The 12756-nt window shown below is 70.1% G+C and carries 14 protein-coding genes and 2 pseudogenes; 7 read left to right on the forward strand and 9 right to left on the reverse strand.

Annotated elements, in window-relative coordinates:
- Window positions 1–160: 160 nt before the first annotated feature.
- Window positions 161–808, forward strand: a complete 648-nt coding sequence (locus ABT360_RS25485) for a hypothetical protein (protein ID WP_351820886.1) — start codon at window positions 161–163, stop codon at window positions 806–808.
- A 12-nt stretch (window positions 809–820) separates the two neighbouring features.
- On the opposite strand, the pseudogene ABT360_RS25490 reads toward ABT360_RS25485, so the two are convergent.
- From ABT360_RS25490 to ABT360_RS25520, 6 genes and pseudogenes are all read right to left on the reverse strand, one after another.
- Window positions 821–931 (reverse strand): annotated as a pseudogene (locus ABT360_RS25490) (Uma2 family endonuclease); the annotation flags it as partial.
- Between the two features lie 651 nt (window positions 932–1582).
- Window positions 1583–2089 (reverse strand): DUF6624 domain-containing protein, encoded by a 507-nt coding sequence (locus tag ABT360_RS25500; protein ID WP_351820889.1) that lies wholly within the window; start codon window positions 2087–2089, stop codon window positions 1583–1585.
- A 123-nt stretch (window positions 2090–2212) separates the two neighbouring features.
- A pseudogene (locus ABT360_RS25505) lies at window positions 2213–2645 on the reverse strand (transposase); the annotation flags it as partial.
- A 67-nt stretch (window positions 2646–2712) separates the two neighbouring features.
- On the reverse strand, window positions 2713–3048 hold the full coding sequence (locus ABT360_RS25510) for a Mu transposase domain-containing protein (RefSeq protein WP_351820892.1): 336 nt from the start codon (window positions 3046–3048) through the stop codon (window positions 2713–2715).
- A gap of 294 nt (window positions 3049–3342) precedes the next feature.
- Window positions 3343–3546 (reverse strand): transposase, encoded by a 204-nt coding sequence (locus ABT360_RS25515; protein WP_444852323.1) that lies wholly within the window; start codon window positions 3544–3546, stop codon window positions 3343–3345.
- A 160-nt stretch (window positions 3547–3706) separates the two neighbouring features.
- On the reverse strand, window positions 3707–4741 hold the full coding sequence (locus ABT360_RS25520) for a PucR family transcriptional regulator (protein ID WP_351820895.1): 1035 nt from the start codon (window positions 4739–4741) through the stop codon (window positions 3707–3709).
- Window positions 4742–4848: 107 nt separating this feature from the next.
- Here ABT360_RS25520 and ABT360_RS25525 point away from each other — a divergent pair, with 107 nt between their 5' ends.
- On the forward strand, window positions 4849–5745 hold the full coding sequence (locus ABT360_RS25525) for an alpha/beta hydrolase (RefSeq protein WP_351820898.1): 897 nt from the start codon (window positions 4849–4851) through the stop codon (window positions 5743–5745).
- A gap of 77 nt (window positions 5746–5822) precedes the next feature.
- Window positions 5823–6263, forward strand: coding sequence for a cupin (locus ABT360_RS25530; RefSeq protein WP_351820901.1), 441 nt, complete (start codon window positions 5823–5825; stop codon window positions 6261–6263).
- Window positions 6264–6417: 154 nt separating this feature from the next.
- Here the strand turns inward: ABT360_RS25530 and ABT360_RS25535 are convergent, their stop codons facing one another.
- The gene (locus ABT360_RS25535; RefSeq protein ID WP_351820904.1) at window positions 6418–6852 is read right to left on the reverse strand and encodes an ATP-binding protein; all 435 of its coding nucleotides are present in this window, start codon (window positions 6850–6852) and stop codon (window positions 6418–6420) included.
- Window positions 6853–6986: 134 nt separating this feature from the next.
- Here ABT360_RS25535 and ABT360_RS25540 point away from each other — a divergent pair, with 134 nt between their 5' ends.
- A complete protein-coding gene (locus ABT360_RS25540) occupies window positions 6987–7823 on the forward strand; it encodes a helix-turn-helix domain-containing protein (RefSeq protein ID WP_351820907.1) in 837 nt (278 codons plus the stop codon).
- The gene (locus ABT360_RS25545; protein WP_351820910.1) at window positions 7820–8014 is read left to right on the forward strand and encodes a DUF397 domain-containing protein; all 195 of its coding nucleotides are present in this window, start codon (window positions 7820–7822) and stop codon (window positions 8012–8014) included. Before ABT360_RS25540 ends, ABT360_RS25545 begins: the two co-directional genes overlap by 4 nt.
- Here the strand turns inward: ABT360_RS25545 and ABT360_RS25550 are convergent.
- A complete protein-coding gene (locus tag ABT360_RS25550) occupies window positions 8001–9254 on the reverse strand; it encodes an LCP family protein (protein ID WP_351820913.1) in 1254 nt (417 codons plus the stop codon). The genes ABT360_RS25545 and ABT360_RS25550 overlap by 14 nt on opposite strands.
- Before the next feature lie 119 nt (window positions 9255–9373).
- On the opposite strand from ABT360_RS25550, the gene ABT360_RS25555 reads away from it, so the two are divergent.
- On the forward strand, window positions 9374–9910 hold the full coding sequence (locus ABT360_RS25555) for an acyl-CoA thioesterase (RefSeq protein ID WP_351820916.1): 537 nt from the start codon (window positions 9374–9376) through the stop codon (window positions 9908–9910).
- Window positions 9911–10113: 203 nt separating this feature from the next.
- Here ABT360_RS25555 and ABT360_RS25560 read toward each other — a convergent pair whose 3' ends face one another.
- Window positions 10114–11601, reverse strand: coding sequence for an LCP family protein (locus ABT360_RS25560; RefSeq protein WP_444852324.1), 1488 nt, complete (start codon window positions 11599–11601; stop codon window positions 10114–10116).
- A gap of 123 nt (window positions 11602–11724) precedes the next feature.
- Here ABT360_RS25560 and ABT360_RS25565 point away from each other — a divergent pair, with 123 nt between their 5' ends.
- Entirely contained in the window at window positions 11725–12753 is a 1029-nt protein-coding gene (locus ABT360_RS25565) for a glycosyltransferase family 2 protein (RefSeq protein ID WP_351820922.1), read from the forward strand.
- Window positions 12754–12756 lie beyond the last annotated feature (3 nt).

The raw sequence follows: 12756 nt of genomic DNA on the forward strand, positions 1-12756 counted from the left end.
CCCCCCCAGAGGGCACCAACCAGGTCCAGCGGATCGTCATGGCCCGCAACCTGCCGTAACACCCCCTCCACCGCACAGCACGGCCCCCGGCGATCCGCCGGGGGCCGTTGCGGTTAGGCTGCGCTGCCGCACCACCAGCACAGCACCAGTGGGAGTCCTCATGAGTGTGGATCGTCAGATCTCCGCACTGCTCAAGCAGATAGCGACCCAGGACGTCGTGGTCGTCACCAACGAGTTCTCCCGCGCGGGAAGGGCCGCCACGCTCGCGCACGTCGTCGAGCACTACGGCTTCGAGTACGCCGAGACCCGGCGCGAGGGCCACAACAGCCAGACCCTCGCCGTCTACCTCTACCGCGACCCCGCGCCCGAGGCCCGCGCCCGGGAGGCGGCCACCATCGCCGCGCACCCGCAGGCCGGCATGGGTGGCACGGTGCCCGGCCTCCAGCCCGGGACGCTCAAGCCGACCGCCGAGGCCGCGGAGGCGGTCGCCCTGATGAAGGACCGCATCGGCTTCGACGTCATGACGCAGATGGCCTCGGCACGGAAGATGGGCTTCGCCTGGTTCTGCGTGGCGGGCCTGGTGGTGACACTGCTGATCTGCCAGATGTACATCGCCGCGATCGCGGGCGGCGCAGCCCTGGCCGGCCTCCTCGTAGGAGGCGTCAAGATCAGCGAGGTGCGTCGGCAGCGCGTCGCCCAGCGCCTCCAGGCGGCCGGGTTCACGCCGGTACAGGACGAGACGGGACGGCAGCGCTTCCTGCGCCCCGGCCAGCAGCTGCCGGGCCACGCGAACCCGTTCGCGGCCTGACGGGCCGGGCGGTCAGGCGTCGGCGTACCGGGGGAGATCCGTCGTCGGGATCGTCCACTCGCCGATGGTGACGTTCTCGCCGTACACGAACTCCTTGGGCGTGGTGTAGCGAGGGCCCGACGGGTCCTGCACCCTCCGGTACCGGTGGTGGGTTTTCCGCTGTGTGTCGTCCGGGGCGAAGCTCATGGCGTGTGTGCTCCTCGTCGCGGCTAGGGCGCCTCTGCCTGCGGCTGGGGGAGCGGCGGGCGAGGGCGGGTGGCCGGGGGCGGTACGGTCACGGGCTCGGGCGCCGGGCGTTCCTCGGGTTCGGGTTCCGGCGCCGGGGGCGGGGTGGGAGCCGCGGTGGCGCCCGCCGGGTGGTTGTACGAGACCGTGCGGGTGACGAGCCCCCCCCCCCGCCGGGGAGGCGGACCAGCGTGCGCTCCAGGTAGTGGTGCGTCCCCAACTCCCGTAGCGCGGCGGCGATCCGGGCCTCGCTCTCCGGGAACCGGTCGGCCAGCACCTTGATGCCGATCTTGCCCCGTCGGGCAGCGACTGGAACCTGCCCGGCATCCTGTGCCCGGGCCCGCAGGACGGTGAGGCAGGCGTGGGCGGCCATGGCGAGGGTGATGTGGCGGTGCCCAGCCACTACGAACGCCGAGGCCACACACCACCCAAAGCTGCCAATCTGTCAGGCCAAGGACCGTTGCAGTATCAGGCCCTGTCCGGCGGATCATTGCCTGCGGCAGGTGAGCCCCGGGCAGTGATCCGCAGCACGCGACTGGGAACAGCGCGTCAGGCCAGGGAGAACTTGGCAACGTACTCGTCGAAGGGCTCGATGCCGACTTCTGCTCTGAGTTCGTTCATGCGCTCGGGCTCTTCACAGGGCCAAGGAATCGGTACCCCGTCCTTCACGCCGGCGATTTGAGTGCCGTAGACCTGCTTGCGGCCCTCATTGACCAACGTGCGGTCGCGCAGGAAGGCCAGCTGGCGCGGGCTGGCCGAGCCTGCCGACGCCGCCTGCTGCATCAGATGGAGGGCGCGCCGCTGAACATCGAGCTGCCGGTCGGCGTGCTGGGCGATCAGCCATGCTGCACGTGCGGCCTCCTCACCGACCAGTTGTGCCGTCGGCCAGCCGTATTCGTCCATGATCTCGCCCAGCCGGTCACCGTGCCGGGCGGTCAGCCGCCGCCAGGCCAACTGCTCGGCAGGGTCATCGCTGTTCGCGCGGACTGCGGACTGGTGATCGGCCGCAGCCATGTCCGCGAGCTCCATGGCCAGCGCGGCAATGTCATGCGCCACTCTCAACTCCCCGGTCGAATCGGTGCGTTGTGCCTGGTGACCGCAAGCCTAAAGGCGTAGATCAGGCGTAAAGATCATTCCGGAGAACGGTGACAGGCACCTCCCCGCACGGGGATAATGGATCTATCCGCGACGCCAGAGCGGGATCGCCACGACAGTCACGGTGCCCTGGAAGACATAGGCGCGCTTGTCGAACCTCGTGGCTACGGCCCGGAAGTTCTTGAGGACGTTGATCGTCCGCTCGACTTCATTCCTTCGCTTGTAGATCGTCTTGTCGAAGCCTGCGGGTCGGCCGCCGCGACTGCCGCGACGCTTTCGGTTGGCCCGCTGGTTGCCCGGTTCGGGGATGGTGTGCTTGATCTGCCGTCGGCACAGGTAACGGCGGTTGCAGCGCGAGGAGTACGCCTTGCCACCGCCGAGATGATCCGGTCGGGTGCGGGGACGCCCGCCGCCGAGGCGGCCGACGCGGATACGTTCCATGACGGGGATGAGCTGTGGGGCATCGCCCCACTGGCCCGGAGTGATCAGCAGGGCCAGCGGACGGCGGCCGACCCTCGATGCGGGTGGCGGCAGCCCGGTTCAGCAGGGCCTGCAGCGGTCCGGCCTCCTCGCCCAGAGGACGCTCATGACGAGGCCGGGGCGGGACATGCCGGTGGTGGTCCGGCGTCCCTGCCAGTGGGCAGACCGTTCCAGTGGGCCTCTTCGATGATGCGAACCCTGCGGCCGATCGCCCGAGGATGGGAGGCCAGCAGCGTCTCGCCGTCGGCACTCGCGACAGCGGAATGGAGCATGACCTGCGATTTCGTGGCCCTGATCTCCACCAGCTGACGCGGTCGGACCTTGCGGGCAGGCACCGAGTAGAGGTTGGCGCCGAAGGCGACCAGGCAGTCCTTGCCGACTGGACGCAGGTGCCGTTCGGCCACCAGATATGGAGTCGGAGGCAGCGGCTTGAGGGCCACGTGATCACGGGCCGCCCCGCTCTCCGATGACCTGCTGGTGCGTCCTGTGGGCCCGGGCTCGCTGCGGCACCCTTGCGAAGAGGGCACCGGCCCGATACGCCTCAGTCAGCTCGGCGTCAGCGACCGGGCAGGCCAGCCACCGGTAGTAGGGCTGGCGGGCCGGCCCGAGCACCCGGCACGTCACCGCCACCGGCATGCTGTGGGGGGCCATCGGCGGCAGCCGGCTCGCGGACGAGCGGGTACATCATTTTGCCGGCAGGTTCGCCTGCGACAGATATGCCGCTGCCCGCCGGATCACCTCGTTCTCCTGCTCCAGCAACCGGATCCGCTTACGGCCTCACGCAACTCGGCCGCCTCGTCCGGCGTCGTTGCGGGCCTGGCGCCCTCGTCGGTGTCGGCGCGGCGCATCCACTTCGACAGCGTGACCGGATGGACGCCGAAGTCGGCAGCGATCTGTTCCAGCGTGACGCCGGGCTCGTGGTTGCGCGCGACCCGCACGACGTCCTCGCGGAACTCCTATTGGATACGACTTGGGCACTGCAACATCCTTCCAGGCCGCCTCTCGGCAAGCCAGGTCAGGTGTCACCCGACCCTGCAGCCGTCCCCACCGCGCTCGCAGGCAAACCATCCGCCGGCCGCGTCCCCAACCTCAATACACCTAGTCGTTGAGCAGCCGCCATGCGGTGAGGGCGAGAGCGGCCCGTATCAGGCCAGAGGGTTCGGTGAGTTCGATGCCCAGAGTCTTTCCGATCTGTTCAAGTCGGCGGGCGACGCTGCTGTGGTGCACGTGGAGAATTTCGGCGGCCCGGCGCAGGGAGCCGGTGGCGCAGTAGGCGTCCAACGTCTCCAGATCTTCTGGGTTGCTGGCGATGCGGGCGATCGCGGCCACGTCGGCATTGCCTTGCGCGGCGTCCTGGGGTACCTGGGCGAGCAGCGCCAATGCCCCCAAGTCGTCGTAGCGGACGGTCGGCCGGCGTGAAGTGGTGAAACGGAGGGCGGTGCGGGCTTGCCGCCAGGACAGGTGGGGGCTTGCGGCGGCGCCGATGCCCGCGCGTATGCCTGCCGGGAACCGGGCCCGGTCCACGGTGGTCGCCAGGATGACACCCACGTCGGCGAGCGATGCCGCCTTCACCGGGTGGGCCGGGCAGACGAGGGCGCCGACCTCGTTGAGTGGAAGCTGCGAATGTACGGCGACGACACGGACCGGCAAGTCGGCGGCGAACCCCAAGAGCCGTAGCGCCCGGGCCCGGGCCGCCTCGTCGCTGTCGGAGCTGATCGCCAGTTCGACGAGGGCGGGGTCGGCCATGGTGGTGCGGGCCGGGCCATATCGTTCGACGACCGCCGCGGCGGCGATGGCGAGCCGGTCCAGGAGCACGTCATCGAGCGGACTGGGCGGGCCGGGGCGTTCCAGCCACACCGTGCCGATCTCCTCCTCGTCGAGGGTGATCGGCGCCGTGGTGGACGCGGAGTGCAGCGGAGTGGACGCCTGCCTGCCGTCGGACGAGATGCGGATCACCCGCCCTGTGCCGTGGAGCCGAATTCCGACCGCGCACCCGGCCAGGCCCGCCGAGGCCCGGGCGAGAGCCGGGATATCCACCCGCCGGCGCATCAACGTGTCGTAGAACGCGACGACGCGGATCGCGCCTTGGGCATGCGAGTCCAGGTGCGACAGCCGTTCAGCAAGGGCCTCCATAGCGCAAGGATAGGGGCCCGTGGGTGCGCCGATCGGTGCGTAAGCCGGGCCGGATGCCCGACAGTTGGCGGCTGACGCCCTGGGCGTCGGCGATGAGGATGGTCGTCATGGATCCCGAACTCGAAGCGTTCATTCCCCTACTCGTGAAAGCTGATCTGACCGACCCTGTCACCGACCGCAAGAACTACGCCGAGCGTGCCGCCGCGGCACCCGCGCCGGACACATCACGCATGGAGATCGAAGACCGTACCGTGCCCGCCGATCCGGATGTGCCGGTGCGGATCTACCGTCCGAACGGGGCGCGGGGCACGATCATCTGGCTGCACGGCGGAGGCTGGGTCATGGGGGATCTGGACACCGATCACCACTTTGCCGCCCGGATCGCGGCCGGCGCCGACACAGTGGTGATCTCGGTGGACTACCGCCGATCTCCCGAGCACCGATTCCCAGCCGCCCTGGACGACACCTACGCCGTACTGACCTGGACGGCCGAACACGCGGCCGAGCTGGACATCGACCCGAACCGGATCGCCGTCGGAGGGCACAGCGCCGGCGCCGGCCTCGCAGCCGCGGTGGCGCTGCGGGCACGTGACCAGCAGGGGCCCGCAATCCGTTTCCAACTGCTCAACCAGCCCTTGCTCGACGATCGTCAGGAGACGTGGTCGCAACGGAACTTCACCGACACGCCCCTGCACGATCGCGACACACTCACCGCAGCGTGGCGGCACTACCTGGGCTCCAAGCCCGCCACGCCGTGCGCCGCCCCGGCCCGGGCCGACGACCTTTCCGGCCTCCCCCCTGCCTACGTCGCCACCGCCGAGTTCGACCCGCTCCGCGACGAGGGCATCACCTACGCGCTGCGCCTGCTGCAGGCGGGCGTCTCGGTCGAACTGCACCAGTGGCCCGGCACCTTCCACGGCTCGCTGGCGGTCCTGTCCGCCGACGTGTCGCAGCGACAGTTCGCCGAACTCGGCGCAGCCCTGCGCCGCGCCGTAGCCGAGTGAGGCGGCGGCCGACCGGGCCGGCCCTCATGCTCTACAACCCACCAGATGAAAGATCACCGCAGAATGGATGTCCCGGCATGACCGTTCCCCCGATCGACCTGTTCGCCTCCTTCATCCACCTTGACCAAAGCGGCCAGGTGCGCGCCGAGCAACCCGTGTTCGACCCGGAGCGGGACGGCTGGCAGTTGATGACCTTCCATGTGGAGACCGACGCCGACGTCCACGCCGACCATTGGGAAATGCACTCCGAGGCGGACGAAGTCGTGTCCTGTCTCACCGGCGGGATACGCCTGTACTTCCGCCAGGAGCAGCCGGGAGAAGAGGAGGAGATCAAGCTGGCGGCCGGAACAGCGGCCATCATCCCGCGCGGGCGGTGGCACCGCATCGCACTGGACGGCCCCAGCGACATCATGTCCATCACCCTGCCACGGGGCAGCCGCCTGGAGAAGCGGACTGAAGTCCAGGCCGGGACCTCGCATCCGGTTCTTATCCACGATGACGCTCGCCACAGGCCCTGACCTTGGCGATGCGGAAGCGCGTGCTCAAGCACCTGCGCACCACCTTCGAGGCACGGCGCGGACGGTTGCGACGGCGGCCAGGCGGCCGATCGCGTCGTGCGCCACCATGTCGCGGACCACCGGGTCGTGGAAACCCGCGACCCGGTGCGACCGGTCACGGTGCGAGGTCGAGCTCGGCCCAGACGGTCTTGCGGGGCACGGGTCCGGGGACGATGCCCCACCTGTCGGCAAGCGCCTCGACGATCAGCAGACCGCGTCCGCACTCGGAGTCGGGTGCGGGTGGGGTGGCGGCGCCGGGACCGGGTGGCAGCCGGTCCCCGCGTGTATCGGTGACCTCGATGCGTAGGCGCCCGCCCGCGACGACGAGGTCCAGGCGGAAGTCCCTGCCCGGAACGCGGCCATGTGCCCGTGCGTTCGCGGCCAGTTCGGCGACGATCTGCGCGGCCGACTCCGACGGGAGCCCCCAGTCGGCCAGTTGGGCCGAGGTCAGCAGGCGGGCGAGCCGGGCGCCACGGCGGGTGGGGGACAGCAGCACGGTGAACTGCCGGGCCGGAGCGGAAGGTTCGGTTCGGGTGATTTCCAGGTTCACGTGACTCAGCGTGGCCGTCTCGTGCTTACGCTGAAAAGAGCGACGCGTGTACGGACAGTGACTGTCCAGCCGGTGTGCGGACCTGTCCATCCGGTACGGCGGCGCACACGGACACGGGCGGAGGCGGATCACTCATGGCGGACGAACCGGAGCAGGACATCGACCTGGAGGACGACTCAGGAGCGGTGATCGCGGCGGTCGGGCGGCAGGTCAGGCTGTGGCGCGAGGCCGCGAACATGCGCGCGGCGGACCTGGGCGCGGCCATCGGGTACGGCGAGAACCAGGTCTACAAGGTGGAGGCGGGCAAGCGCATCCCCAAGCCGGAGTTCCTGGACAGGGCGGACGAGGCCCTGGGGGCGGGCGGCAAGCTGGCGGCGATGAAGAAGGACGTCGCGGAGGCCAGGTACCCGAAGAAGGTGCGGGACCTGGCGAAGCTGGAGGCCGACGCGGTCGAGATGGGCGCCTATGCCGCGGGCGTGGTGCACGGGCTGCTCCAGACCGAGGAGTACGCCCGAGCGCTGTACGGGGGGCGGCGTCCCGCGTTCTCCGAGGACCAGGTGGAGCGCTTCGTGGCGGCCCGGATGGCCCGGCAATCCGTCTTCGAGCGACAACCCGCACCCCTTCTGACATTCGTCCAGGAAGAGGCGACGCTGAGGCGGCCGACCGGAGGCACAATGGTGCTGCGCCACCAGCTCGAACACCTGCTGGAAATCAGCACCTTGAGGCACGTCGAGATCCAGGTCATGCCGACGGAGACGGAGGAGCACGCGGGTCTGGACGGCTCACACCAGGTGCTTAAGCTGAGCGACGGCACGGCGGTGGGGCACAACGAAGTGCAGCTCACCAGCCGCCTGATCACCGAACCCAAGGAGGTTCAGATCCTTGAGATGCGGTACGGCCTGATCAGGTCGCAGGCGCTCACGCCTCGGTTGTCGCGGACCTTCATCGAGAAACTGCTGGGAGAGACATGAACGCCGAGCTGACCTGGGTCAAGAGCAGCTACAGCACAGCCGACGGCCCCGAGTGCGTCGAGGTCGCGGCCGCGGACGACACCGTCCACGTCCGCGACTCCAAGAACGTCCCCGGCCCGCAGCTCGGCTTCACGCCCGGCGCCTGGGCCGACTTCCTGACGTACACGTCCGGCGCCGTCACTTCTCCGTGACGGTGACCTTCTCGTCGTTCTGGATCTGCTGGACCAGCTGCTGCACCTTGGCCTTGTCCCAGGTCAGGTTGCCGCCGCGCGTGCCGTTGATCGGCATGTTGATCGACGTACCCTGACCGCCGCTGATGCCCTTCATCGCGAAGAACATCTCGCCCAGGTCGAACAGCGACATGTCCTCGTCGACGATCAGCGTGTCCAGGCCCGCGCCCAGCGTCGGGTAGAGCTTGAACGGGTTGAGGATCGTGCCCGGCGTCGCCGCCTGGCTCGCCAGTGCCGACAGGAACTTCTGCTGGTTCTTCGTGCGGGCCAGGTCCGACTCGGCGAAGGCGTACCGGGTGCGGACGAAGGCCAGGGCCTGTTCACCGTTGAGGGTCTGCTTGCCGGCCTGGAAGTCGGCGCCGGACTTCTTGTCCTTGAAGCCCTTCTCGATGTTCATCTCCACACCGCCGAGCGCGTCGACGATGTTGGCGAAGCCCGCGAAGCCGATCTCGGCGTAGTGGTCGATGCGCAGCCCGGTGTTGTGCTCGACGGTGCGGACCAGCAGCTCGGGGCCGTCCTCCGCGTAGGCGGCGTTGAGCTTCACGCGGCGGCCCTGGGCGGGGAAGGTCTTGCCGGACTCCGAGCCGACGAACTTGGGGATCTCCACGTCCGAGTCACGGGGCAGCGAGATCATGGTGTTGCCGCCGCCGCAGGCCGCCAGGATCATCATCGAGTCGGTGCGCTTGCCCTCGGCGGAGCCGGTGTGCAGCTTCTTCTTCTCCTCGGCCGTCATGCCCTCACGGCTGTCGGAGCCGACGATCAGGTACGTCGTGCAGTCGTCCTCCTTGGGCCGGTCGATGACCTTGGCGAGGTCGACCTCGCGGCGCATCTTGCCGTCGGCCCAGAAGTACGTGCCGATCGTCGTGCCCAGCACGGCGACCAGGACCACGATCGACCCGATCTTGATGCGGCGGCGCCAGTCCGGGGCCGGGCCCGGGGCGCGGACCGAGCCGCGGTCGGCACGGCCGCCACCGCGGCCGCCCCCCGCGGGGCTGCCGTAGACCTGCCCGGTGTTGTAGCCGCTGTCGTAGGCGTCGTCGTACCCCCGCGACTGCTGCTGGGGGACCGGCGGGCGCTGCGGCGGCGCGGAGGGGCGCTGCACATGGCGCATCCTGCGGACGCCCTCCGGCTGGGCGTCGGCGCTGCCACGGCCGTAACGCGCGTTGCGGTCGTCGGTCCATCCATCGGGCCAGTCGTTCATGCGGACCAGTGTGCAGGCCGCTCCCGGGAGCCCGACAGGGTGGGTGGGGAATCGGGCCAGGGCTGTAGCGAACCTGATGCAATGAGGAGCGGGACGGACTCGGGCATAGGGTGGAGGGCATGACAGATCAGGCCTCCGAGCTGCAAGGAAAGCCGACCTCGGCCTCCCGCACCACCCTCAGCCACATCATGACCGGCAGTGACACCAACCTCCTCGGTACGGTGCACGGCGGAGTGATCATGAAGTTGGTGGACGACGCGGCGGGCGCCGTCGCGGGCCGCCACTCCGGCGGGCCCGCCGTCACCGCGTCCATGGACGAGATGGTGTTCCTGGAGCCGGTCCGCGTCGGCGACCTGGTCCATGTGAAGGCTCAGGTCAACTGGACCGGCCGGTCCTCCATGGAGGTCGGCGTCCGGGTCCTGGCCGAACGCTGGAACGAGTCCACGCCCGCGACCCAGGTCGGCTCGGCCTACCTGGTCTTCGCCGCCGTCGACGCGGACGGCAAGCCGCGCACCGTTCCGCCGGTGATCCCGGAGACGGAACGCGACAAGCGCCGCTACCAGGAGGCGCAGATCCGCCGCACCCACCGCCTGGCGCGCCGCCGCGCGATCAAGGAACTCCGCGAGAAGCGCGCGGCGGAGGGCATCGACGACTGACCCACCGCACCACCCGCAGTCGGCATCCGGCCGGGGTGGGGCCGTGCAGGGTCGCCCCCGCAGAGGCCGGCGGCGACAGTCGGGCTCCCCGACGCGAAACCCCAGGCCGCCGGCCTCGAGGAGGCGAGCCCGGAGGGGCCACACCCCCCACGCACCGGCAGCCGCCGTACCGGCACCGGGCTCACCGCCCACCCCGCCCGGCGTCAGGCGCAGATGACCTGGTCGCCCGTGACCACGCCGAATTCGCCCTGGAAGGCGTTCTCCGCACGCACCGGCACGACCCCCACGAAGTTCGCGCCGGCCGTGACCTTGAACACCGCGCCCTGGCCCTCCACGGGGCGGAGCTCGCAGCCGGGGAGCGCCGTGGCCAGGGAGCGGGCCGAGCGGTCCCAGCGGGGGTCGAACCAGACGATGGTGCGGCCCACGTCACGCCGCGCCCAGTTCAGGGCCGTCTTGCTGGTACGGAAGCCGGTCGCTCGCAGCGCCGTGTCGATCCGGGCGCCGAGGCCGTGGACGCGCGTGCCGTTGTAGACCTGGACCCGGATCTGCTGCGGCGAGACCTCGACGAGCTTCTTGCGGACACCGCTGCGTGGGGCGTACGGGGCGAGTGGCTTGTCGTCCCGTACCGCCGCGAACAGCTTCTTGGACTTCACCGGGTCCCACTTCACCGTCGAGCCGATGCCCTTGACGGGGAAGCTGGTGTCGCTGACCGGTACGGAGGTGAACTCCGACGACGCGGCCGTGAAGCCGCGCATGGCCTTCGCCAGGGCCAGCAGCTGCTCCGCGCCGAAGCCCTCGTCGGCCCGTACGGAGCTGAGCATGGAAGTGACGACCTGCTGGAACTTCACCGGGTTCAGCATGGTGCCGTTGCTGGTCGCCTGGTCGATCAGCGCCGCCATGAACCGCTGCTGCCGCTGCATGCGCCCCAGGTCGGACGCCCCGTCGACATGGCGGGAGCGCACGTACTGAAGGGCGCCCCCGCCGTCCAGCTTGTGCGTGCCGGCCGGCAGGTCGAGACCGGTGTACGCGTCCTTCATCGGCTTGGCGGTGCAGATCTCCACGCCCCCGATGGCGTCGACGGTCCGCATGAAGCTGGTGAAGTCCAGCTCCAGGTAGTGGTCGATCTTGATGCCGGTCATGTGCTCGACGGTCCGCACCGTGAGGTTCGGCCCGCCCTCCGCGTAGGCGGCGTTCAGTTTCACCGGATGCCGGTGGTGGTGCTTGCCGGTGGTGGCGTCGATGTGGGGCGGGATCTCGGCGTACGAGTCGCGGGGCAGCGACACCATGCTCGCCCGTTTACGGTCGGCGGAGATGTGCACCAGCATGATCGTGTCGGTGCACCGGCAGGGTGCGCCGCCGAGCCGGTACTTCTCCTTCTCCCGCGGCGTGATCTTGTCGCGTCCGTCGGTGCCCACGACCAGGATGTTGGTGCCGTGACCGGGCGCGGGACGGTTCTTCATGTCCTTGAACGGGTCGACCCGGCCGATCTCCGTGTCCAGGCTCGTGACGATCGCGTGCCCGATCCCGCCCGCCGCGAGGACCAGCACCGACAGGGTGGTCGCCATCCGCGTGCCCCACCGGGTCCTCGCCCGCCGCTCCTGCCGCACGGCCGGTGCCGGCGCCTGGGCCCGTCTCGGCCGCCCGGGGACGGGTGGCCGTGGAGGGGCGGGGCGGCGGGGCGGCGTGGGCACGAAGGACACCTCCGCGGGCGGCTGGGGGAATAGTGGGCACAGTAGGCCCATACGATCAGCGACCGCCCGCGCCACCCGGGCGGCGCGCACCGGTGTCCCCCGTTCGCGGTAACGTGGCCGACGATGAACGCCACGCCTCCGCCCCTGCCCCCGGTCTCCGTGATCATGCCGGTCCTCAATGAGGAGCGGCATCTGCGCGCTTCGGTCCGTCACATCCTCGAGCAGGAGTACGACGGCGAGATGGAGGTGGTGATCGCCCTCGGCCCGTCCACGGACCGTACGGACGAGATCGCCGCCGAGCTCGTACGGGAGGACCCCCGGGTCCACACCGTGCCCAACCCCACCGGGCGCACGCCCGCCGCGCTGAACGCCGCGATCAAGGCGTCGCGTCACCCGATCGTGGTACGGGTCGACGGCCACGGCATGCTGTCGCCGAACTACATCGCGACCGCCGTCCGCCTCCTGGAGGAGACGGGCGCGCAGAACGTGGGCGGCATCATGCACGCCGAGGGGGAGAACGACTGGGAGCACGCGGTCGCCGCCGCGATGACCTCGAAGATCGGCGTCGGCAACGCGGCCTTCCACACCGGTGGTGAGGCGGGCCCGGCGGAGACCGTCTACCTGGGCGTGTTCCGGCGGGAGGCGCTCGAACAGCAGGGCGGCTACAACGAGGAGTTCATCCGCGCCCAGGACTGGGAGCTGAACTTCCGCATCCGCGAGGCGGGCGGCCTGATCTGGTTCTCGCCGGAGCTGAGGGTCCAGTACCGCCCCCGGCCGAGCGTGCGGGCGCTGGCGAAGCAGTACAAGGACTACGGCCGCTGGCGGCACGTCGTCGCCCGCTACCACCAGGGCTCCATCAATCTCCGCTACCTCGCCCCGCCGACCGCCGTCTGCGCCATCGCGGCGGGCATCGTGGTGGGTGCGACGCTCACCCCGCTCGGTTTCGTGGTCCCCGGCGGCTACCTGGCGGCGATCGTCGCCGGCTCGGTCCCGGCCGGCAAGGGCCTGCCGCTGAAGGCGCGGCTCCAGATCCCCGTGGCGCTGGCCACGATGCACATGTCGTGGGGGTACGGGTTCCTCACGAGCCCCCGCTCGCTGGCGAAGAAGGTCATCGCCAGCCGCCGCCCCGCGGTCGTCCGGACGGCGGCGTAACGC

It is taken from the genome of Streptomyces sp. NPDC000229 (assembly GCF_040300825.1).
In the GTDB taxonomy this organism is placed as follows: domain Bacteria; phylum Actinomycetota; class Actinomycetes; order Streptomycetales; family Streptomycetaceae; genus Streptomyces.